This is a genomic window from Pseudomonas sp. BF-B-30, assembly GCF_019956305.1.
GTDB classification, from domain to species: domain Bacteria; phylum Pseudomonadota; class Gammaproteobacteria; order Pseudomonadales; family Pseudomonadaceae; genus Aquipseudomonas; species Aquipseudomonas jessenii.
This window is the reverse complement of the sequence record NZ_JAHBDG010000008.1, coordinates 13039-34271: the sequence shown is the minus strand read 5'-3', so window position 1 is coordinate 34271 and position 21233 is coordinate 13039. Positions and strand designations below refer to the sequence as shown.

At 59.4% G+C, this 21233-nt stretch carries 19 protein-coding genes and 4 tRNA genes; 12 read left to right on the top strand and 11 right to left on the bottom strand.

Going from position 1 to position 21233, the window contains the following annotated elements; translation table 11 throughout:
* Window positions 1-122: 122 nt before the first annotated feature.
* Window positions 123-1274 (top strand): TDT family transporter, encoded by a 1152-nt coding sequence (locus KGB29_RS05010; RefSeq protein WP_223616255.1) that lies wholly within the window; start codon window positions 123-125, stop codon window positions 1272-1274.
* 110 nt (window positions 1275-1384) lie between these two features.
* Window positions 1385-3259, top strand: a complete 1875-nt coding sequence (locus KGB29_RS05005; protein WP_150814130.1) for an MFS transporter — start codon at window positions 1385-1387, stop codon at window positions 3257-3259.
* A 125-nt stretch (window positions 3260-3384) separates the two neighbouring features.
* Here the strand turns inward: KGB29_RS05005 and sugE are convergent, their stop codons facing one another.
* From sugE to rdgC, 3 genes are all read right to left on the bottom strand, one after another.
* Window positions 3385-3699: a quaternary ammonium compound efflux SMR transporter SugE gene (sugE, locus tag KGB29_RS05000; RefSeq protein ID WP_007977599.1), complete on the bottom strand. Its 315-nt coding sequence runs from the start codon at window positions 3697-3699 to the stop codon at window positions 3385-3387.
* 118 nt (window positions 3700-3817) lie between these two features.
* Complete coding sequence (locus tag KGB29_RS04995) at window positions 3818-4783, bottom strand: bile acid:sodium symporter family protein (protein WP_150814129.1); 966 nt, start codon at window positions 4781-4783, stop codon at window positions 3818-3820.
* A 147-nt stretch (window positions 4784-4930) separates the two neighbouring features.
* Complete coding sequence (gene rdgC, locus KGB29_RS04990; RefSeq protein WP_007969735.1) at window positions 4931-5851, bottom strand: recombination-associated protein RdgC; 921 nt, start codon at window positions 5849-5851, stop codon at window positions 4931-4933.
* Window positions 5852-6010: 159 nt separating this feature from the next.
* On the opposite strand from rdgC, the gene KGB29_RS04985 reads away from it, so the two are divergent.
* The 4 genes from KGB29_RS04985 (at window position 6011) to KGB29_RS04970 (ending at window position 6548) form a co-directional block, all read left to right on the top strand.
* Window positions 6011-6086, top strand: a tRNA-Val gene (locus KGB29_RS04985).
* Window positions 6087-6105: 19 nt separating this feature from the next.
* Window positions 6106-6182, top strand: a tRNA-Asp gene (locus KGB29_RS04980).
* 198 nt (window positions 6183-6380) lie between these two features.
* Window positions 6381-6456, top strand: a tRNA-Val gene (locus KGB29_RS04975).
* A 15-nt stretch (window positions 6457-6471) separates the two neighbouring features.
* A tRNA-Asp gene (locus tag KGB29_RS04970) sits at window positions 6472-6548 on the top strand.
* Between the two features lie 190 nt (window positions 6549-6738).
* Here KGB29_RS04970 and KGB29_RS04965 read toward each other — a convergent pair.
* The gene (locus KGB29_RS04965; RefSeq protein ID WP_154909988.1) at window positions 6739-7875 is read right to left on the bottom strand and encodes a catalase family protein; all 1137 of its coding nucleotides are present in this window, start codon (window positions 7873-7875) and stop codon (window positions 6739-6741) included.
* A 28-nt stretch (window positions 7876-7903) separates the two neighbouring features.
* Window positions 7904-9706: a di-heme-cytochrome C peroxidase gene (locus KGB29_RS04960; protein ID WP_154909989.1), complete on the bottom strand. Its 1803-nt coding sequence runs from the start codon at window positions 9704-9706 to the stop codon at window positions 7904-7906.
* Between the two features lie 270 nt (window positions 9707-9976).
* Here KGB29_RS04960 and KGB29_RS04955 point away from each other — a divergent pair, with 270 nt between their 5' ends.
* The 5 genes from KGB29_RS04955 (at window position 9977) to KGB29_RS04935 (ending at window position 12673) form a co-directional block, all read left to right on the top strand.
* Window positions 9977-10693 (top strand): FKBP-type peptidyl-prolyl cis-trans isomerase, encoded by a 717-nt coding sequence (locus KGB29_RS04955; protein ID WP_057715783.1) that lies wholly within the window; start codon window positions 9977-9979, stop codon window positions 10691-10693.
* A gap of 292 nt (window positions 10694-10985) precedes the next feature.
* On the top strand, window positions 10986-11441 hold the full coding sequence (locus KGB29_RS04950; protein ID WP_057715782.1) for a YkvA family protein: 456 nt from the start codon (window positions 10986-10988) through the stop codon (window positions 11439-11441).
* 114 nt (window positions 11442-11555) lie between these two features.
* Entirely contained in the window at window positions 11556-11897 is a 342-nt protein-coding gene (locus KGB29_RS04945) for a helix-turn-helix transcriptional regulator (protein ID WP_007974980.1), read from the top strand.
* Complete coding sequence (locus KGB29_RS04940; protein ID WP_007898892.1) at window positions 11894-12265, top strand: hypothetical protein; 372 nt, start codon at window positions 11894-11896, stop codon at window positions 12263-12265. The genes KGB29_RS04945 and KGB29_RS04940 overlap by 4 nt, the downstream gene beginning before the upstream one ends.
* On the top strand, window positions 12266-12673 hold the full coding sequence (locus KGB29_RS04935) for a sel1 repeat family protein (protein WP_154909990.1): 408 nt from the start codon (window positions 12266-12268) through the stop codon (window positions 12671-12673).
* 24 nt (window positions 12674-12697) lie between these two features.
* On the opposite strand, the gene KGB29_RS04930 is transcribed toward KGB29_RS04935, so the two are convergent.
* Both KGB29_RS04930 and KGB29_RS04925 read right to left on the bottom strand, forming a co-directional pair.
* Window positions 12698-14488, bottom strand: a complete 1791-nt coding sequence (locus KGB29_RS04930; protein ID WP_154909991.1) for a bifunctional diguanylate cyclase/phosphodiesterase — start codon at window positions 14486-14488, stop codon at window positions 12698-12700.
* A 145-nt stretch (window positions 14489-14633) separates the two neighbouring features.
* The gene (locus KGB29_RS04925) at window positions 14634-16715 is read right to left on the bottom strand and encodes a carboxy terminal-processing peptidase (protein ID WP_191626119.1); all 2082 of its coding nucleotides are present in this window, start codon (window positions 16713-16715) and stop codon (window positions 14634-14636) included.
* 138 nt (window positions 16716-16853) lie between these two features.
* On the opposite strand from KGB29_RS04925, the gene KGB29_RS04920 reads away from it, so the two are divergent.
* Window positions 16854-17816 (top strand): zinc-binding dehydrogenase, encoded by a 963-nt coding sequence (locus KGB29_RS04920; protein WP_150814122.1) that lies wholly within the window; start codon window positions 16854-16856, stop codon window positions 17814-17816.
* Between the two features lie 114 nt (window positions 17817-17930).
* Here KGB29_RS04920 and KGB29_RS04915 read toward each other — a convergent pair whose 3' ends face one another.
* Genes KGB29_RS04915 through KGB29_RS04900 form a run of 4 tightly spaced genes read right to left on the bottom strand, consistent with a single transcriptional unit; the run spans window position 17931 to window position 21228 of the window.
* Window positions 17931-18584, bottom strand: a complete 654-nt coding sequence (locus KGB29_RS04915; RefSeq protein ID WP_150814121.1) for an HAD family hydrolase — start codon at window positions 18582-18584, stop codon at window positions 17931-17933.
* Window positions 18585-18618: 34 nt separating this feature from the next.
* Window positions 18619-19608 carry an ABC transporter ATP-binding protein gene (locus KGB29_RS04910; RefSeq protein WP_057715776.1) on the bottom strand — a complete coding sequence of 330 codons (990 nt, stop codon included), beginning with the start codon at window positions 19606-19608 and terminating at the stop codon, window positions 18619-18621.
* Window positions 19605-20405, bottom strand: a complete 801-nt coding sequence (locus tag KGB29_RS04905; protein ID WP_090453956.1) for an ABC transporter permease — start codon at window positions 20403-20405, stop codon at window positions 19605-19607. Before KGB29_RS04905 ends, KGB29_RS04910 begins: the two co-directional genes overlap by 4 nt.
* Complete coding sequence (locus KGB29_RS04900) at window positions 20392-21228, bottom strand: ABC transporter permease (RefSeq protein ID WP_191625434.1); 837 nt, start codon at window positions 21226-21228, stop codon at window positions 20392-20394. Before KGB29_RS04900 ends, KGB29_RS04905 begins: the two co-directional genes overlap by 14 nt.
* Window positions 21229-21233 lie beyond the last annotated feature (5 nt).

Genomic DNA, 21233 nt, shown 5'->3' with positions numbered 1-21233 from the left:
CGGAAGGGAGTGTCTGACGCTATATAAGTGATATCGATAAGATATAGAGATATTACCCGTTATATAGATATTCTATTCGGATCTAACATGGGCTCTACCTCACGAGAGGACAGGAGTTCGCCATGACATGCGCCAATAGCATCAAGCCCGGAATCAAACCTTTCAGTCATTTGCAGCATCCCCGCGAGGTGATCCGCCAGTTCACCCCCAACTGGTTCGCGGCCACCATGGGCACCGGGGTGCTGGCGTTGGCACTGGCGCAGTTGCCGGTCGCCACACCTGCCTTACACGCCTTTGCCGAAGCCCTCTGGCTGTTCAATATCGCTCTGTTCCTGCTGTTTACGGCGGTATACACGGCGCGTTGGGTGCTGTTTTTCGACGAGGCACGGCGGATTTTCGGCCATTCCACGGTTTCGATGTTTTTCGGCACCATCCCCATGGGGCTGGCGACCATCATCAACGGCTTCCTGGTGTTTGGCCTGCCGCGCTGGGGCGACGGTGTGATTCACCTCGCCGAGGTGCTGTGGTGGCTGGATGTGGCGATGTCGCTGGCCTGTGGCGTGCTGATTCCCTACATGATGTTCACCCGTCAGGAGCACAGCATTGACCAGATGACAGCGGTCTGGTTGTTGCCGGTGGTCGCGGCAGAAGTGGCGGCCGCCAGCGGGGGGCTGTTGGCGCCGCATTTGGCAGACGCTCATTCGCAACTGGTGATGCTGGTGACCAGCTATGTGCTCTGGGCGTTTTCCCTGCCGGTGGCCTTCAGCATCCTGACCATTCTGTTGCTGCGCATGGCTCTGCATAAACTGCCCCACGAAAACATGGCCGCCTCGAGCTGGCTGGCCCTTGGCCCGATCGGCACCGGTGCGCTGGGCATGCTGGTACTGGGCGGCGATGCACCGCTGATTTTCGCGGCCAACGGCATGCCGGGAATCGGTGAAATTGCCGCTGGACTGGGTCTGATGGCCGGCATCACCCTGTGGGGCTTCGGCCTGTGGTGGATGCTGATGGCGTTGCTGATCACTGTGCGCTACCTGCGTGCCGGCATTCCCTTCAATCTTGGCTGGTGGGGCTTCACTTTCCCGCTGGGCGTCTATTCTCTAGCGACGTTGAAACTGGCCAGTACCTTGAACCTGATGTTCTTCAGTGTGTTTGGCTGCGTGCTGGTGGCGTTGCTGGCGGTGATGTGGCTGATCGTCGGCAAGCGCACGGTGCTGGGCGCCTGGCGTGGCGAGCTGTTTGTCTCGCCGTGCATTGCCGGATTGAAGAAATAACCGGCAAAGATTAGGTAAGGTGTGGCCTGGAGCGACGTTCGATACTCCAATTACAGTATCCAGGCCATTCTTTACCCGATCTCCAGCCACAATCCAGGGACACATGGAAGATGAGTCACCCCTCACAGTTCACCTTGCTGCGCACCCGGCGCTTCCTGCCGTTCTTCATCACCCAGTCCCTCGGGGCGTTCAACGACAACGTGTTCAAGCAGTCGTTGATCCTGGCCATTCTGTACAAGCTGACCATCGAAGGTGACCGCTCTGTCTGGGTCAATCTGTGTGCGCTGCTGTTTATCCTGCCGTTTTTCCTGTTTTCGGCCCTGGCCGGGCAATTCGGGGAAAAGTTCGCCAAGGACGCGTTGATCCGCCTGATCAAGCTTGGGGAAATCGCCATCATGGCGGTCGGCGCCGTCGGCTTCATGTTCGATCACCTGTCGTTGATGCTGCTGGCGCTGTTCGCCATGGGCACCCATTCGGCGCTGTTCGGGCCGGTGAAGTACTCGATCCTGCCGCAAGCCCTGCGGGAAGATGAACTGGTAGGCGGCAACGGCCTGGTGGAAATGGGCACCTTCCTGGCGATCCTGGCCGGTACCATTGGCGCCGGGGTCATGATGTCTTCGGCGCATTACGCGCCGGTGGTGTCCGCGGCGATCATCGGCATTGCGGTGCTCGGCTACCTGGCCAGCCGCAGCATTCCCCGGGCGGCAGCGGCCACGCCGCAAATGCGCCTGAACTGGAACATTTTCAGCCAGTCCTGGGCCACGTTGAAGCTGGGCCTGGGGCAAACACCGGCGGTGTCACGCTCGATTGTCGGCAACTCGTGGTTCTGGTTTGTCGGGGCGATTTACCTGACGCAGATCCCGGCCTATGCCAAGGAATGGATGCACGGCGATGAAACCGTTGTGACGCTGATTCTGACGGTGTTCTCGGTCGGCATCGCATTGGGTTCGATGCTGTGCGAGAAACTCTCCGGGCGCAAAGTCGAGATTGGTCTGGTGCCGTTCGGATCGTTCGGCCTGACCGTTTTCGGCCTGCTGCTGTGGTGGCATTCCGGCTCAATACCGGAAAGCGCCGCCGGCCATGGCTGGATCGAGATCCTCGGTTTTGGCCACGCCTGGCTGGTGTTGCTCGACATCCTCGGCCTGGGTGTCTTCGGCGGTTTCTATATCGTGCCGCTTTACGCGCTGATCCAGTCGCGTACCGCGGAGAACGAGAGGGCGCGGGTGATTGCCGCCAACAACATCCTCAACGCATTGTTCATGGTGGTGTCGGCGATTGTCTCGATCGTCTTGCTGAGTGTGGCCAAGCTGTCGATCCCGCAGCTGTTCCTGGTGGTGTCGTTGCTGAACATCGGCGTCAACGCCTACATCTTCAAGATCGTCCCCGAGTTCACCATGCGTTTCATGATCTGGCTGCTCAGCCATTCCATGTACCGCGTGGAACATCGCAATCTGGATTTGATTCCCGATGAAGGCGCGGCGTTGCTGGTGTGCAATCACGTGTCATTCGTCGACGCCTTGCTGATTGGCGGCGCAGTACGTCGGCCGATTCGCTTTGTCATGTACTACAAGATCTACAACCTGCCGGTGCTGAACTTCATCTTCCGTACCGCGGGGACGATTCCGATTGCCGGGCGCCAGGAAGACATCCAGATATATGAACAAGCCTTCACGCGCATTGCCCGGTATCTGAAGGACGGTGAGCTGGTGTGCATTTTCCCCGAGGGTAAATTGACCGCCGATGGCGAGATCAACGAGTTCAAGGGCGGCTTGACGCGGATTCTCGAAGAGACCCCGGTGCCGGTGATTCCGTTGGCTTTGCAGGGGTTGTGGGGGAGTTTCTTCAGCCGCGATCCGGGTAAAGGGCTGTTTCGCCGGTTGTGGTCGCGGGTGACATTGGTGGCAGGGCCGGCGGTGGCGGTTGAGGTGGCAGAGCCGGTCAAGTTGCAGGCGTTGGTGGGGGATTTGCGTGGGGCCGTAAGATAATCGGTGATTCTACCGGCCTCTCCGCGAGCAAGCCCGCTCCCACATTTGATCTCAGTCGTACACAAACTTTGTGTTCACTGAAGATCCCATGTGGGAGCGGGCTTGCTCGCGAAGGCAATAGTGGCCTAGGCGCTGACCTTCAGGCCAACGAGCCCGGAAATGATCAACGCCACACTCGCCAACCGCACCAGCGCCATGGACTCGCCAAACAGAATGATCCCGGCGATCACCGTGCCCACGGCGCCGACACCGGTCCAGATCGCATAGGCCGTACCCAGCGGCAATTCCTTCATTGCAAGGCCGAGCAAGCCAAGGCTGATAGCCATGGCCGCAACGGTCAGCACAGTGGGGAGCGGGCGGGTGAAGCCGTCGGTGTACTTGAGGCCGACGGCCCAGCCCACTTCGAACAGGCCGGCGAAAAACAGAATGATCCAGGACATGAAGACCTCCATCGTCTGACGGGGTCGTCCCCTGATTAATGACTCGATCGAGCCGCGAGGTCGTCCTCGCGTTGCGCAGTATAGTGCCCAGCATTAACCCGGGGATCAAGTTTTCAACTCAGTTACTGGCCTGTTGCGCCGCCATTTCCCGATCCTGTTTCTCGCTCATGCGGCGGAAATACGTCGAAAGCAATGCCCCGGAAATGTTGTGCCACACGCTGAACAAGGCGCTCGGCACCGCCGCCAGTGGCGAGAAGTGTGCACTCGCCAATGCGGCACCCAATCCGGAGTTCTGCATGCCGACTTCCAGGGCCAGGGACTTGCGCTGGGCCAGAGGCAGCTTGAACAGGCGCCCGGTGAAATAGCCCAGCAGGTAGCCGAAGCTGTTGTGCAGCATGACCACGGCCATGATCAACAGACCGGACTCTGCGATCTTCGCCTGGCTGGCGGCGACGACTGCGGTGACGATGATCACGATGCTGACCACCGACACCAGCGGCAACACGTCCACGGCATGGCGAACCTTGTCGCCGAGCACCCGTTGGGCAACCACGCCCAGCACGATCGGTAACAGCACCACTTGCAGGATCGACCAGAACAACTCCATGAACGACACCGGCAACCAGGCCGAGGCCAGCAGCCAGATCAGGGCTGGGGTCAGCAGCGGGGCGAGAAGGGTGGTGACGGCGGCGATGGCCACCGACAGCGCCAGGTCGCCACGGGCCAGCCAGGTCATCACGTTCGACGAGGTACCGCTTGGGCAGCAGCCGACCAGAATCACGCCGACGGCGATTTCCGGCGGCAAGTGGAACACCTGGCAGAGCAACCACGCCACGCCCGGCATGATCACGAAATGGGCAACCACGCCCAGGGCCACGCGCCAGGGATGGCGAGCGACTTCGGCGAAGTCTTCGAGTTTGAGGGTCAGGCCCATGCCGAACATCACCAGCCCCAGCAAGGGCACGATGGCGCCTTTGAGGCCGATGAACCATGCCGGCTGCAGAAACGCCACGACAGCGAAAATCAGTACCCAGTAAGCGAAGGTGTTGCCGACAAAACGACTTAATGCAGCCAGTGCGCGCATGGCCTGATCCTTTTTATTAAGTAGCACCACAAAACCAAATGTGGGAGCGGGCTTGCTCGCGAAAGCGGAGTGTCAGTCGACATAGATACTGACTGACACTCCGCTTTCGCGAGCAAGCCCGCTCCCACAGTTTGAGATCACAAGCGTTTAGATCCCCTGCGGAGTCTCTTCGCCACCCAGCGCTTCAACCAACGCCGGCAGGAAATCGCCGAAGGTCAGCATCATCAGGGTGAAGCTGGCGTCCAGTTGGCCCAGGGCTTCGTCGCCGCCGTCCTGTTCCGCCTGGTCTTGCAGCAGGTCTTCGAACTTCAGGCGCTTGACCACCATTTTGTCGTCGAGGACGAAGGACAGTTTGTCCTGCCAGGCCAGGGACAGTTGAGTGACCACTTTGCCGGTGCTCAGGTGCAGCTGGATTTCTTCGCTGGTCAGGTCCTGGCGCTTGCAACGCACGATGCCGCCGTCTTCGTGAGTGTCGCGCAGTTCGCACTCGTCCAGCACAAAGAAGTCGTCCGCGGCTTTCTGGGTGGTGACCCACTCGGTCATGGTCGCGGTCGGGGACATCTTCACTGTCAGTGGACGCACCGGCAGGGTGCCGATCACTTCACGCAGGGTCGACAGCAAGTCTTCGGCGCGTTTCGGGCTGGCCGAGTTGACCAGGATCAGGCCCTGTTTCGGCGCGATGGCGGCGAAGGTCGACGAGCGGCGGATAAAGGCGCGGGGCAGGAAGGCCTGGATGATTTCATCCTTGATCTGGTCGCGCTCCTTCTTATAGACCTTGCGCATTTGCTCGGCTTCGATCTCTTCGACCTTTTCCTTGACGGCGTCACGCACGACGCTGCCCGGCAAAATACGTTCTTCCTTGCGTGCGGACACCAGCAGGAAGTCACCGCTGACGTGTACCAGTGGTGCATCTTCGCCTTTGCCGAATGGCGCGACGAAACCGTAGGTGGTCAACTCCTGGCTTGCACATGGGCGCGCCAGTTTGGTGGCCAGTGCAGTTTCCAACGCCTCGGCATCAACAGGCAGATCTTGGGTCAGGCGATAGATAAGCAGGTTTTTGAACCACATGGGGTGAGTCTCTCCTTTATACAAAGGGGGGCATTATTGTCTTCGCCGTGCCATAGGCCAACCTTTCTCTAAGCCTTTGGAAGGGCTGAGAAAATTATTTTAAAAAGTGCTTGCCAGAGGTTGGGTCGCTCCGTAGAATGCGCGCCACACCGAAGCGAAGGGTGATTAGCTCAGCTGGGAGAGCGTCTGCCTTACAAGCAGAATGTCGGCGGTTCGATCCCGTCATCACCCACCATTCGTTTTCAGTGTTACGCGCAGCGGTAGTTCAGTCGGTTAGAATACCGGCCTGTCACGCCGGGGGTCGCGGGTTCGAGTCCCGTCCGCTGCGCCATATTCGGTAACCTGGAACACTGAACGCCAGGTCACCACGGAAAAACCCGCTAACGCGGGTTTTTTTCTGTTCCAAGTTTGTATGTTGTTCCTGCAGGTTGCATCGTTTCACCGGTTTTTAGATTTTTTTGAAAAAACTTCAAATAAATCAACACTTTATAAAAACCTGTGGCATAATGTGCCCCGCAACGAAGGTAAAGGGTGATTAGCTCAGCTGGGAGAGCGTCTGCCTTACAAGCAGAATGTCGGCGGTTCGATCCCGTCATCACCCACCACTTTCAACGCTACGCGCAGCGGTAGTTCAGTCGGTTAGAATACCGGCCTGTCACGCCGGGGGTCGCGGGTTCGAGTCCCGTCCGCTGCGCCATATTCGGTAATCTGGAACACTGAACGCCAGGTCACCACAGAAAGCCCGCCTTGTGCGGGCTTTTTGCTGTCTGGGATTTGGCTTTCCTCGCTCCCCGTGGGAGCGAGCTGGCTCGCGATGGTCGTTAACGATAACGCGTAGGTTCAGATAGCCAGCGGCGCCCATGGTTTTTTCGCGAGCAAGCTCGCTCCTACAGTCCGGCGTTACGGCTGTGCCGGTAGTCGCTGACGGCTTCATACACGGCCTTGCGCAGGCGATTGATCCCGCCAATCGGTCGGTGCGCCTCGACGCCGAACCAGGGATTGAACGACTGGTTGTCGCATTGCAGGTTCAGCGCCGGTGTATCGAAGTCCTGCGCCGGAACCTTGATCCGCGCCACCGTCTCGAAGGGCGCATCGCTCTCGCGCCACTCAATGCTGGTGTCTTCAATCGGCATGTACCTGTTGGCGTCCTGTCGCTGGATTTGCAAAGCGAAACACGCAGGCACCCGGTCGGTCGACAGCTGTTGGTTCAGCGCATTGCGCAGAAAGTTCGGCAGCTTGCGATTCTGTTCCGGCAGGTTGTAGGTCGGGCAGCTATCGGGATCGGGCATGACCCGGAACTTCGCATTGGCTTCACCGAATTTGTAGGGTGAAACCGAAAAGTACGTCGTCTGGGTCGGGCTCGACGGGGCAGGGGCCAGTGTCGACAGGGCAATGAACAGGTGGCGAACCTGCCAGGTGCGTGGGTCCCGGCCGGGGAAGAAGGCCATCATCTTTTTACCGTTGGCCTGGGCGGCGACGTTCTGACGGTATTCGGCGACATTACTGACAAAGAAGTTCGGGTGGTTGAACATCACAAAGTCCTGTTCGCCTCGGCCCTGCCGGTCGCTCAACAGTTGCTTGCCCGGCACATCGAACAGTTTGATCGCCATGCCCCGGGCGTCGCGGATGCTGTCGAGCTGCGGGTAGGCATTGCCGTTGGACAGGCGCATTGTCGCTTGCCAGGTTTTGCCCGGCTCGCTGAACACACCCTGGCGCAGTTCACCTGGCAGTTCCGGCAGCACCTGAACCTCGGCCTTCACACAGCCATGGGCCTTGGCATGGGCGTCGCGCAGGTAGCGGGTGCTTTCACGGTGCTGATCGACGATGCGCACGGCGGTCTGGATGATGTCCTGGGTCATCGCCGCTTCGTCGTCCGCAATCAACTCCTGCGCCGAGACCGGCCCGCGATGCTGCCAGGCAAACCAGGCGCTGGCCAGGGCCCAGCCCAGCACGCCGAGGACCAGTGACCACAGCAACAGCCTGGCGAGGAAGGCGCCCAGGCGCAGCCAGAGCGTTATCAGCATGGGAACGTTCTCCTGACTGAGGCAGTGGTCATGGCAATTGCGCCTCCAGCGGGCCGCCCAGCACTTTCAGATACTCCAGCAATGCCCAGCGTTCTTGCGGCTGCAACCCGCGGCCGATCACGCCATTGCCAAGTTTGCCGGCACGGAATTCATGGCCACCGTTGTGGTTGCCGGTGATACGCGTGTCGAACAGGAAGCCATTGGCAAAGGCTTCGGTGCGGTAACCCAGGTGTCCCGGGTCGTATTCGAAAGTGCCTTTATAGAACGTGGTCGCACGCTCATCCTGAGGCGACAGCAGTTGATAAATACTCGGTACCGAACCGTTGTGCAGAAACGGCGGTGTCGCCCATACACCCGCCAATGGCCTGGCCTTGTACGAACGCAATTCGCGCACTCCGATTGGCAGACCGAAACCGTCCATTTCAGGGCGCTCGACAGGGGTGACATTGGCGTCTTGATACGCACGGTCCTGGACATAGGCGGTGACATAGGCCAGTCCCTTGGCCACGGACATCTTGCTCAGGTCCAGAGGCTCGTCGGGTTTTGGCTCGACATCGAGTTTTTCCAGTTCGGCCTGCTTCCATTGCAGCGCTGTCAGGTCGAAGCGGTGGTCGGCGATGTTGTTGGCCGCGCCGGGGTCAGTGCCGATGTAATCCACCGGGAGCATTTTCAGGTGCTGGACGTATCGTCCGTCGCCCTGGCTGGTGCGCGGTACATGGCAACCCGCGCAGTTTTCGGCGAACAAGGTTCGCCCCTGGGCTGCCAGAGGCTTGTCGACCGCGCCCAACAGATCTTCCGGCCAGGCCGGAGGCGAGAGTCGTTGCAGGGTTTCTTCGATCAGGTGCAGATCGCGCACGCGGACACTGGACGGATAGCGGGCATCGCCCATCAGCGGCTGGCCGTTCTTGTCGAAGAAGTTCAGCGTGGCGCCGACGCCCAACGCCTCGCCGATGTTGCGGGCCATGGGTTGTTTCGCCGAGCCGTTCCACTGCACCCATTCGAACGTCCACATGTCCCACAGCTGTGGATAATCGACCGGGGCATTGGCCACACGGTAGTTGTCGGGGGAAATCGCATCACCGAAGCTGGCGTTGGCGATGCGCCCGAAGGCGTCTGTGCGCCCCGGGCCTTCCTCGGTCGGATAGAGCCCGCGATGGGTGTCGTTCCAGGCCACTTTGAGGAATGTATCCAGTGAAGATTTGAAATCTTTGCGCAACTGTTGGTGGCGCGTCTCGTAGTCCTGGCCAAGCACGTTGCGTGCGAAGCGCTCGAATTTCCACGGGTTGTAGTAAGTGGAGGCGAGGCTGGCCACCAGGGCCTGTCCGAAACTGCCGCCTTTGAGCGTAGGAACACTGGACGGCAGCACATGTTGCGCCGAGCCGCCGTCGATACGCAGGGCTTGACCCTTGTAGCGCAGTTCACCGGTGTGGCAGGCCGCGCAGGTGATATCCAGAAACACATCCGGGCTACCCGCGTTCTGGTGCCGGGTAAAGCCCGCCGGGAGGTTGCCGGGGTTGTTCGGTGTTGGTGCCTGGCCGGGGGCCACCAGGAAACCGAAGCGGGCGAGGTATTCGGGGGTGGCGAAGCGTTGTTGCGAGAAGGGCAGTTCGAGGGCAGTGAACCAGTCATAGCGCAAGCCTTTGACCTGAGTACCCTGGGGTGTGAAGTAATAAGTATCTCGATCGGCGGCGCTCCATTGCTCCAGGTAATGCACCTGTTGTGCGGGCGACCAGGCCGGCAATTTCGGGTTGGCGACGTAATAGAGAACCACGGCGATGACCAGCCCGAGCAGTAGTGCGATGAGAATCAGCAAACGAAAGAAGAGGCGCAAAATAAACTTCCTTGTCGAATGATCATGCCGTTATGCCCGAGCACTCAGGGTGGGGCAAGAGGCCATTACGCCAGATATTGTAGGTTCAGGAATCAGCCTGCGTCGGAACAAGATGAAAGAAGCTTCATCGACACGAATTGTGAAATGCGTTTAAACACCTGAACTTATCAATTGTTTCCGGCTCTCATGCCGGTAGCCATTGGTCGTGGCGGCCTGATAAGCTCGCGGCTTTACTCGATTGCCCTTTAGGCGCATGAACAAGGAAATAGCATGAAACAGCATCGGTTGGCGGCGGCGGTAGCCCTGGTTGGCCTGGTACTCGCGGGTTGTGATTCGCAGACCAGCGTAGAGCTGAAAACTCCGGCGCAAAAAGCTTCCTACGGCATTGGCCTGAACATGGGCAAGAGCCTGGCTCAGGAAGGCATGGATGACCTGGATTCCAAGGCTGTAGCCCAGGGCATCGAAGACGCCGTCGGCAAGAAAGAGCAGAAGCTCAAAGACGAAGAACTGGTCGAGGCGTTCGCCGCACTGCAAAAGCGTGCCGAAGAGCGCATGGCCAAGATGAGCGAAGAGTCGGCGGCTGCCGGCAAGAAATTCCTCGAAGACAACGCCAAGAAAGCTGGCGTGACCACCACCGCTTCGGGCTTGCAGTACGAAGTCGTGCAGAAAGCCGATGGTCCTCAGCCAAAGCCGACTGACGTAGTGACCGTTCACTACACCGGCAAGCTGACCAATGGCACCGTATTCGACAGCTCCGTCGAGCGCGGTAGCCCGATTGATCTGCCGGTCAGCGGTGTGATCCCGGGTTGGGTCGAAGGCCTGCAACTGATGCACGTTGGCGAGAAGTACAAGCTGTACATCCCTGCTGACCTGGCTTACGGCGCTCAAAGCCCAAGCCCGGCGATTCCAGCCAACTCGGTGCTGGTATTCGACCTGGAACTGCTGGCCATCAAGGATCCGGGAAAAGAAGACGCCGCTGCCAAGTAACCAGCGCCTGCTTCGATAACAACGCCTCGCTCATGCGGGGCGTTGTTGCATCTGGCGTTCGGCACGGGTAAACAAAACGAACAGACGCTCTAGGCTGGAGTCTTAGGCATAGTAGTGTTGGCGGTAGACGCACAAGGCCGCCAAGTCAATGAAATTATGGGTTTTTTTTGATGAGTAAAAAACGCCCGATCTGAACGCGAGCCTTGTAAAACGGGGCTTACAGCGATGAAAAGCAGCTCTGTTCACAAGGTTATCCACAATTTGTGTGGATAACATTTCAACGGGAGGAATGATGAAAACGCCCTGGAGTTTCGCTCGTTTCCTGCCACTGGCCGGACGTCTGCTGGCACGCGGTCGATTGCCAACCCTGTTGTTCGCGGTCGCCAGTAAAGGCGCAAGCCAGGGTAATCGATTGGGCAAGATCAAGGACGACTTGAAGCTGTTGCAGGCACTCTGCCTGGCCTATTGGCGTGGTGAGTATCGCGCCATCAGCCCCAAGGCGTTGGTTTCGGTTGTCGCGGGCCTGATGTATTTCCTCAGTCCGGTGGATGCGATCCTGGATTTCATTCCAGTATTTGGCATGCTCGATGACATCGCGGTACTGGCATGGCTGATGAAAGTGCTCGACGACGAGCTCAATGCCTTCCGCGCCTGGCGCAAACGGCAGGTGCCGGAGAAGCTCGCGGTGGTTGAGCGTCTGCCTGATACCCCCGAGCAACTTCAACTTCAAGGCCCGAAAAAACACTGATTCGATTTTGATGAGTTCATAGATTGATGCCCCCCGCGACCTTGGCCGCTGTTAGGATTACACTTCTAGGGAAAAGTGCCGACTCGCTAAGTGTTGTTGTCCTACGGGGTAGTGATGGATATTCAGATAATTACACGCGAAGGCGAGCCCGAATATGCGGTTCTGCCATGGGCTCAGTATCAGGCGTTATTGAAAGCAGCGGGCATCAAAGAGCAAGCGTCGCCTCAAGCCACGAAGCCTCAGGCGGCGACACCAGACGCGATACTTCCGGGTCTGGATCAACTACGCAGTTTGCGCGAGGGGAAGGGCATCGCCATCGAGGCGTTGGCCCGCACGGTAGGCATCAGCCCGTCTTACCTGGCCATGATCGAAAGTGGCGAGCGTCTGCCCGACGCCGCGATTCGCCGTAGCCTGGCCTGGGAATTGACGGTGCCAGGGTGGAGGGATGAATCGTGAGCGTACGCATCAGTCGTCAACATTGGGACGGATTGCTCGGCGAACTGGATCAGGCGCGTCGCCAGCGCCATCTGTTGACGTATCGGGCATTGCTGGAGCGTTTGCAGCTGCCGACCCCGGCCATGCAGACCCTGACGGCGGCCCTTGAGCATCTGGCGGCCTTGGACGCCAGGGCGGAGCAGCCATTGCGCAGTTCACTGGTGATCAGTCAGGGCGCCAGCCGCTTGCCGCGCACTGGATTCTTTGAATGTGTCGAGCGTCTCGGGCGTTTTTCCGGGCCGTCTGACGGCGTTGCCGCCGCGTCCTGGCATGCTTCGGAAGTGGTGCGGGTGTTCGAGTACGAATACCCGGAATCGGCCGAGGCCTGAGTGTTTTTACAACTCAAGGCGCGGGCCGGTTACTGGCTCGCGCGCCGATTGTTTCACTGGTCATGGTTTGTCCGTCAGCCACGTGGCTGGCGCTGGCTCGAAGGCCAGTTCGCACGCATGGCCAACGTGGGCAATGTCGGCGCCCAGAGCTTCTATGGGCACATCCTGGCGTTTCGAGGTGTCGGCCTCGGTGCTCGTGAGGAGGGCGTGCGTTTGTTGCGTCTGGCGGCGTTGGCGGGCGATGGCAAGGCGGCGTATCAGGTGGGCGTGATCACACTGGCCGGGACGGCGAGCAAGGCTCCCGATCCGGTCGAAGCGGCGCGATTCTGGGAGATGGCGGCGAAGGCCGGGCATCCATTGGCGCCGATCAAGCTCGAAGAGCTGAAGTCTTCCTCGGCGCCTCGTTGATCCGAGTGAAACCGGAAAGCGCCCTTATCGATGCCCGGAAACGAGCAGCTCTTCAACAGTCGAAACCACCCGGCTATCAATCACATGCACGCTATAGCCCTGCACATTCTTCGCATGGTGCTTGGCCTGTGATGCCATATCGGCCAACTGGCTCGCATCGAGTTGTCCACAGGCCTGTGGATGCAAATGCACCACGCCGATCGACAGCGACAACAACGCAAACTCCTGGCGCTGCCCCTGGCGATTGGGTGCGATGAAGCAGCCGGCTTCCAGGTGCTCGCTGCGGTAGAAGCGCCGGCACTGGCTCTGGAAGTCGTCGAGCAACTGGTTCAAACGTTTGCGCCAGTCTTCCGGGCCTAGCACCAGCAGGAAATCATCGCCGCCGATGTGGCCGACGAAGTCGCGGGACGGGTCGACGCGATCGTTCAGGCATTGCGCCAGGCACAGCAGGACTTCGTCGCCGCGACCATAGCCGTAGATGTCGTTGAAAGGTTTGAAGCTATCAATGTCCACGTAGCAGATCACCGATTCCCTTCGCTGTTGCAGCAGTCGCGTCAGGCATTGCTGAATCGGCACGTTGCCCGGAAGCAAGGTCAACGGGTTGGCGTAGCGGGCCTGCTGGATCTTCAGTTCCGTGATCAGCTTGAGCACGTCGATCACCCGGCCCAACCCCAGGTAACCGCCGTTGAGGGTAATGATGAAGTCTTCTTCGATGCGCTGGCGGGCACGGCTGGTGATCAGGCGGCTGACTTGTTGCAGAGACTGACTCAGCTCGACGGCGAGGAAGTCATCGTTCATCAGGCGGCTGATGGGCTTGCGGGCGAACAGGTCGGTGGCAAAGGGCTTGAGCAGGGCGTCGGAGAGCGAATGACGATGGACAATGCCGCAGGGTTGACCCTGTTCATCCAGGACTGCCAGCGAGTTCAGGTTGGCCTGGCGGCGAAAGGCTTCGAGCACCGTGGCGGTCGGCGTGTCGCGGTTCACCGCGGGCAGCTCGTTGATCAGGGCGCTGAGGTCGCTGCCGTCTTCGCTCAGTGCAACGGCGGTGCTGTCCTGTCGGGGCATCAATGTCCGGGCATCCCGTGGCGGGTGTTCCTGGGGGCGGCAGAGCAGATAGCCCTGCACCAGGTCCACGCCCATTTCGGTCAGCACCATGAGTTCTTCGGGGAGCTCGATACCTTCGGCGATGACTTGCGCCCGCGAGGCCTTGGCGATTTGCAGGATCGAGCCGACGAACTCGCGCTTGAGCGCATCCTGATGAATGCCATCAATGAAATGCCGGTCGATTTTCACGTAATCTGGCCGTAGCTCGGACCACAAGCGCAAACTCGAATAGCCCGCACCCAGATCATCCAGCGCAATCGAAAACCCCATCGCCCGATAGTGATGCAGGGCGGTTTGCAGCAGCTGGAAATCATCCGTCGGCGTCTGTTCCGTGAGCTCGATGACCACCTGGCTTGGCGCAATGCCGAAATCCTGCAGCAATTGCAGGGTGCGCCCCGGTTGATGGGCCGCTTCGAGCAGGGACTCCGGGGACACGTTAAGGAACAGCAGGCCAGGCAGTTGTTGCTCATTGAAGCGTCGGCAAGCGCTTTTGCGGCAGGCAATTTCCAGTTCGCTCAGGCGTCCGGCCTGACGGGCGACGGCGAACAGGGCGACAGGGGAGTGCAGAGGGCTGTTGGAGGGGCCACGACTGAGGGCTTCGTAACCGAGGATGCGTCGTTCAGAGAGGCTGATGATCGGTTGGAACAGGCTGTGTAAACCGCTTTGACTCAGGATCGAGCTCAAGGCACTCAGCTGTTCGGTTGTGGTCATGGCGATCTCTGGCAATAAAAAAAGGACCGGGCGTGCCCTTGGTAAAAAGAGCACGCCCGGTCCTTTATTTCACGACAGAATGATGACTGTTTGATGACGCTACCGGGGCGTCAGCATTAAATTGCCATCAGTTGTTTGTACAAACTCAGTGCTTGGCCACTGCCGTGTTGAGTTTCAGGTAGTCCAGCAGAATCCGCCCTGTTTCGCTGAGGTAGGCGTCGTCTTCCGGTTTGGTCTTGTCATCCTCGGCCGCGATGGCGTCCTCGTCTTCTTTCTTCAGCTCTTTGAGCGGCTCTTCGCCCTTGGCCTTGCGACGGATGTTTTCCATGGCCAGCTGTTTGGCTTCGATGTCGGCGTGCTGGGCACGACGCTCGACTTCATTGAGGCTGACGGTTTTCTCGGCCATCAGTTTCTGCGCCAGGGCCAGCTTGTCGCGGATGAACACGAACTCCGCATCTTTGGCCGTACGCACGTCATGCTCGGACTGGAGCTGCGAAATGTACGGCTTGAACGGGTCGACCGCAGGCTTGATCGCCGCCTTGATGGTGTCCCACGGCATGGCTTCCGGCAGGGCGCTTTCACCGATTTCCTTGGTGTCGATGATCGACGGGTAATCGATGTCCGGCAAGACGCCCTGATGCTGGGTGCTCTGCCCGGAAACCCGGTAGAACTTGGCCAGGGTCAGTTTCAGTTCGCCATGGTTGAGCGGCTGAATGGTCTGCACGGTGCCTTTGCCGAAGGTCTGGCCGCCGATGATCAGCGCGCGGTGGTAGTCCTGCATGGCGCCGGCAAAAATCTCCGAAGCCGAGGCGGACAGGCGGTTGACGAGCAACGCCATCGGGCCTTTGTAGAACGCGCCCGGATTTTCATCCTCCAGGACATCGACCCGGCCATCGGCGTTACGCACGAGCACGGTCGGGCCTTTGTCGATGAACAGGCTGGTCAGCTCGGTGGCCTCTTGCAAGGAGCCGCCGCCGTTGTTGCGCAGGTCGATGACCACGCCGTCGACTTTCTCTTTCTGCAATTCGGTCAGCAGTTTCTTGACGTCGCGGGTGGTGCTCTTGTAATCCGGATCGCCGGCACGGAAGGCCTTGAAGTCCAGATAGAACGCCGGGATCTCGATGACACCGAGCTTGTAGTCCTTGCCGTCCTGCTTCAGATTCAAGACCGACTTCTTCACGGCCTGATCTTCGAGTTTCACCGCTTCACGGGTGATCGGCACGATCTTGGTGGTCTGGTCGTTCGGAGCATTGCTGGCCGGGATAACTTCCAGGCGCACCACGGTGCCCTTCGGACCACGGATCAGCTTGACCACTTCGTCCAGGCGCCAGCCCACGACGTCGACCATTTCCTTGTTGCCCTGGGCAACGCCGATGATCTTGTCGGCCGGTGCAACCTGTTTGGTCTTGTCCGCCGGACCTGCCGGCACCAGGCGCACGACTTTCACCTGGTCGTTATCGCTTTGCAACACGGCACCGATGCCCTCGAGGGACAGGCTCATGTTGATGTCGAAGTTCTCCGCGTTATCCGGCGACAGATAGTTGGTGTGCGGGTCGTAGGACATGGCGAAGGTGTTGATGTACGCCTGGAAGATGTCTTCCGCGCGGGTCTGGTCCAGGCGCGCCAACTGGTTCTTGTAGCGCTTGGTCAGGGTTTCCTGGATCTGCTTGGAATCCTTGCCGGCGATCTTCTGACGCAGGACTTCGTCCTTGACGCGTTTGCGCCACAGGTCGTCGAGTTCTGCGGTGGATTTGAGCCAAGGGGCGTCCTTGCGGTCGATCAGCAAGGTTTCCCTGGTGGTGAAGTCGATCTTGTCGACGCCTTTGTTCAGCTCGGCAATAGCGAAGTCCAGACGCGCTTTGACGCGGTCCAGGTAGCGCTTGTAGATGGTGAACCCGGCGTTCAGGTCGCCGCTCTTGAGGAAATCGTCGAACTGCGTCTTCCACTTGTCGAATTCGGCAATGTCGCTGGCCATGAAGTAGCTGCGCGACGGATCCAGCAGCTTGAGGTAGCTGTCGTAGATGATTACCGAGCGTGCGTCATCGAGCGGCGGCTTGCTGTAGTGGTGGCGCTTGAGCAACTCCACGACGTTCAGACTGGCGATCACTTCGTCACGATCGGGTTGAAGCTTGTCCCAGCTATTGGCTGCGAATGTATTGCTCGACATCGGCAGCAAGCCGATACCGATGAATAAAGCGAGGGCAGTGCTGGGGAACAGATGCTTCATGCTGATTCGACGCGGGGACAATTGATAACGCATATTAGGCCGTCTTTGAAGTCGCCGGTTCTTTGGGAGCCGGTCGCATAATGCAAAAAACCCGACGCTATAGCTTCGGGCTCAGTCCAGACTCACTATGGAGGCACTGTGAAAGCATTGCAAGGCGTTGACGGTCAAGTGGTATGGGTTGATGAGCCGAGTCCTGCATGCGATGTAGGACAAGTTCGTATACGAGTGGCGGCAGCGGGCCTCAATCGTGCCGATTTGTTGCAGAAGGCCGGCCTTTACCCGCCCCCGCCAGGGGCCAGTCAAGTGCTCGGTCTAGAGTGCTCGGGGGTCATCAGCGAGGTGGGCGCCGGGTCCTCCTGGCAGGTTGGCGATCGGGTTTGCGCCTTGCTGGCCGGGGGCGGGATGGCCGAAGAGGTGGTTGTCGACGGGCGGCATGTGCTGCCGGTTCCCGATGGAATGTCACTGTTCGAAGCGGCTGCATTGCCCGAAGTTTATGCAACAGTCTGGCTGAATTTGTTTCAACTGGCTGCGCTCAAACCGGGTCAGAAAGTTCTTCTGCATGCCGGGGCAAGTGGAATCGGTTCAGCTGCCATTCAGCTGTGCAAGGCGTTCGGCAATCCGTGTTGGGTCAGTGTCGGCTCCGCAGAGCGATTGGCGTATTGCGAAGCGCTGGGCGCCCAGGGCGGCGTGGTGCGTAATGGCGATCTGGAGAGCCTGCGGGATCTGGGGCCGTTCGATGTGATTCTCGATCCGGTGGGCGGCAATTACGCGGCCTTGAACCTCAAGCTGCTGACGCAGGATGGCCGCTGGGTGTTGATCGGTCTGATGGGCGGCCGCGAGGCCAAGCTGGATCTGGCCCAGGTGCTGGCCAAGCGTGTGCAGTTGCTGGGTTCGACTTTGCGCAGTCGCGACGATCAGTTCAAGGCCGATCTGTTCAGTGATTTGGGCCAGCATGTGTGGCCGTTGTTTGCCGAGGGGCGCTTGAGCCCGCAACTGGCCGGGACATTCCCGATCAAGGATGCCGAGGCGGCGTTTGCCGAGTTGGCGAGTAATACCGTGGCGGGGAAAGTGGTGCTGGTGATTGACGAAAGCCTCACCTGACAACACAAAAAACTGTGGGAGCGAGCTTGCTCGCGATGGCGCTCTGTCTGTCGGCATTAACGTTGACTGACACACTGCTATCGCGAGCAAGCTCGCTCCCACAGGGGATCCGGGTTACTTCCAGATATGGATCGGCCAGCCGGCTTTTTCAGCCTGCTCGCGCAACACCGGATCCGGGTTGACCACGTGAGGGAAATCCACCTTCAGCAACAGCGGCAGGTCATTGCGGGAGTCGGAATAGAAGCTCGCGCCTTCGAGGTTTTCCTCCTCTGCATCCAGCCACTCCAGCAAGCGGGTGATCTTGCCTTCGCGGTAGGTCAGGGTGCCAACGGTGTGGCCGGTGTAGACGCCATGGGCCACTTCCAGTTCGATGCCCAGAATCTCGTCGATGCCCAGGCGCTCGGCGATGGGACCGACCAGGTGGGTGCCCGAGGCCGAGATCACCAGGATCCGGTCGCCGGCCTTGCGGTGCGCGGCGATGGCTTTGGTGGCATCGCTGAAAATGATCGGCTCGATGAAGTCCTCTACCCACGGACCAACCAGGTGCGCGACTTCTTCAGGCGTACGACCAATCAACGGTTCCAGGCTGAAGGCCATGTAGTCCTCCATGGCCAGATGGCCCCTGCCGTAGGCATCCATCAATTCCTTGTCGCGACGCAGGAACGACTCGCCATCGACCCAGCCGAGGCGGACCATTTGCTCGCTCCACAGTGAGGCGCAGTCGCCGTGGATCAGGGTTTCGTCCAGATCAAAAATTGCCAGGGCCATCAGTGCAGTTCTCTCTTCAGCGTCAGCAAAGGCATCAGGCTACCTCACACAGGGCCGTCGGATCGATGGAAAGCGCCAGGCGCTGACCATCGGGATGCAGGTCGGCCGCCGAGCGGTTCAGCACATCCACCACCAATTCTACGCCCCGGGCTTCGACCCGGTAGCGAATCACGTTGCCCAGCAGGCTGTGGCTGCGCACTTGCGCGTCCAGTTCACCGTCAAGGCTCAGTTCGATGGCTTCCGGGCGAATGGCAATGCGCTTGTTGATCGGTCGCTGCAACAGCTTCGAGGCGCTGTCGGCGTCCAGCAGGTTGTAGTTGCCGATGAACCCGGCGGCGAACACATCGACTGGCGCAGTGTAGAGGGTTTCGGCGTCGCCACTTTGTACGATCTTTCCCTGATTCATCAGGAAAATCCGGTCAGACATGGTCAGGGCTTCTTCCTGATCGTGTGTGACGAAAATCGTGGTCAAGCCCAGTTCGCGCTGGATCTGACGGATCTGTTCGCGCAGGTGTTTGCGAATCCGCGCGTCCAGGGCCGACAACGGTTCATCCAGCAACAACAGGCGTGGCCGGGTCACCAGGGAGCGGGCTAGGGCCACGCGCTGGCACTGACCGCCCGACAGTTGGTGCGGGTAACGCGCGGCAAAGTCATTGAGCTCCACCAGTTTGAGCACTTCTGCGACGCGTTTGCGGCTGTCATCGGCATTGACCTTTTGCATGCGCAGGCCGAAGGCGACGTTTTGCTCCACGGTCATGTTGGGGAACAGCGCATAGCTTTGGAACACCATGCCGATCCCGCGTTTCTGCGGGCTCACCGGCACGATATCGGCACCATCGAGCAGGATTTTGCCGCCATCCACCGAAGTCAGGCCGGCGATGCAGCGCAGCAGGGTGGATTTGCCGCAACCGGACGGACCGAGCAGGGTGACGAATTCACCTTTCTGGATTTCGCAATTGATGTCGCTGAACACCGTGGTGCCGGCGAAGCTTTTCTGAAGATGTTGGACGCTGACATAGCTCATTCGCTTTTGTCCCTGTTCAAGATATTGGCAATCCAGGTCAGAACCAGCACAAAGAAGAAGTAGGAAATCACCAGCGCACTGGTGAAATGACCGCTGCTGTTGCGCATGTTGTTGAGGTAGACCTGCAGGGTTTCGTAGCGGGTACCGACAAGGATGTTGGCAAACACGAACTCACCGAACAGGAACGAGAACGACAGCAGCAACGCCACCATCAGGCCCTTGCGCAAGTTCGGCAGCACCACCAGGAAGGCGGCTTGAAAGGTGCTGGCGCCGAGCAACTGGGCGGCATCCATCAGGTCGCGCAGGTTGATCGCTTGCAGGTTGTTGGTGATCGCCCGGTACATGAACGGCAGCGCCACGGTGAAGTAGCAACCGATCAGGATCCACGGCGTGCCGACCATGGCGAATGGTCCGGAACCATAAAGCTGCAACAGCCCCACCGACGACACCACCGGCGGCACGGCGAAGGGCAGCAGGATCAGGATGTTCATCAGTGCGTCGAGTTTCGGGAAGTGGTAATGCACCACGAACAGCAACGGCAGAATCAGCACTACCGAAAGAATCAGCGAACCGACGCAGACCAGCAGCGACTGCCCGAACGCATTCAGGAAGCGCGGATCGCTCCACAGCTGGATGTACCACTTGAGGGTGAAGCCACTGGGCAGAATGGTCGCCGACCAACTGCTGGAGATCGAATAGATCAGCGTGCCGAGCAGCGGCAACAGCAGGATGGCAAACAGCAGATACACCACGACTCGGTGGTAGACACCGGCGGGCCCCAGTTCAGCGCGAGACATGGTAGCTCCTCTTCAACAGCAACTGATGCACGATGGTCACCAGGGTCATCAAGGCCACAAGCACCACGGCCAGGGCGCTGGCCAGGTTCGGGTCCAGGGAAATGTCACCGGACACCATCGCCGCGATGCGGATCGGCAGCACGTTGAAGTTGCCGGTGGTCAGGGCGTACACCGTGGCGTAGGCACCGAGGGCGTTTGCCAGCAGGATCACGAAGGTGCCCAGCAGTGCCGGCGTCAAAACAGGCAAGCCGATGTGCCGCCAGTACTGCCAACCGTCGGCGCCGAGCAGCGCAGCGGACTCACGCCAGTCTTCGCGCAGTGCATCGAAGGCCGGATACAGCAGCAGCACGCCGAGGGGAATCTGGAAGTAGGTGTAGAGAATGATCAGCCCGGTTTTCGAGTACAGGTTGAAGTCCTGAATTATTCCGGCCTGCTTGAGCATGATGGTGAAGCTGCCGTTGAAGCCGAGCAGAATGATGAACGCGAAGGCCAGGGGCACGCCGGCGAAGTTACTGGTCATGTTGGCGAAGGCGTTGACGAAATTGCGCAGTTTCGAGTCCACCCGGCGCAGGGAATAGGCGCCGAGTACCGCGATGACGATCCCGAACACGCTGGACCAGAAACTGATCTCGAGACTGTACTGGATCGCCTGCAAGTAGAACTTCGAATTGAAGATCTTGGTGAAGTTGGCCAGGCCCCAGCCGAACTCTTCCGATTGCAGGCTGTTGATCATCACCCAGGTCAGCGGTGCGATTTCGAACACGATGAAGAACAGCGCAAATGGCACCAGGCACAGGGCTGCGAGCCATTTACCGCGAGTCATGGAAT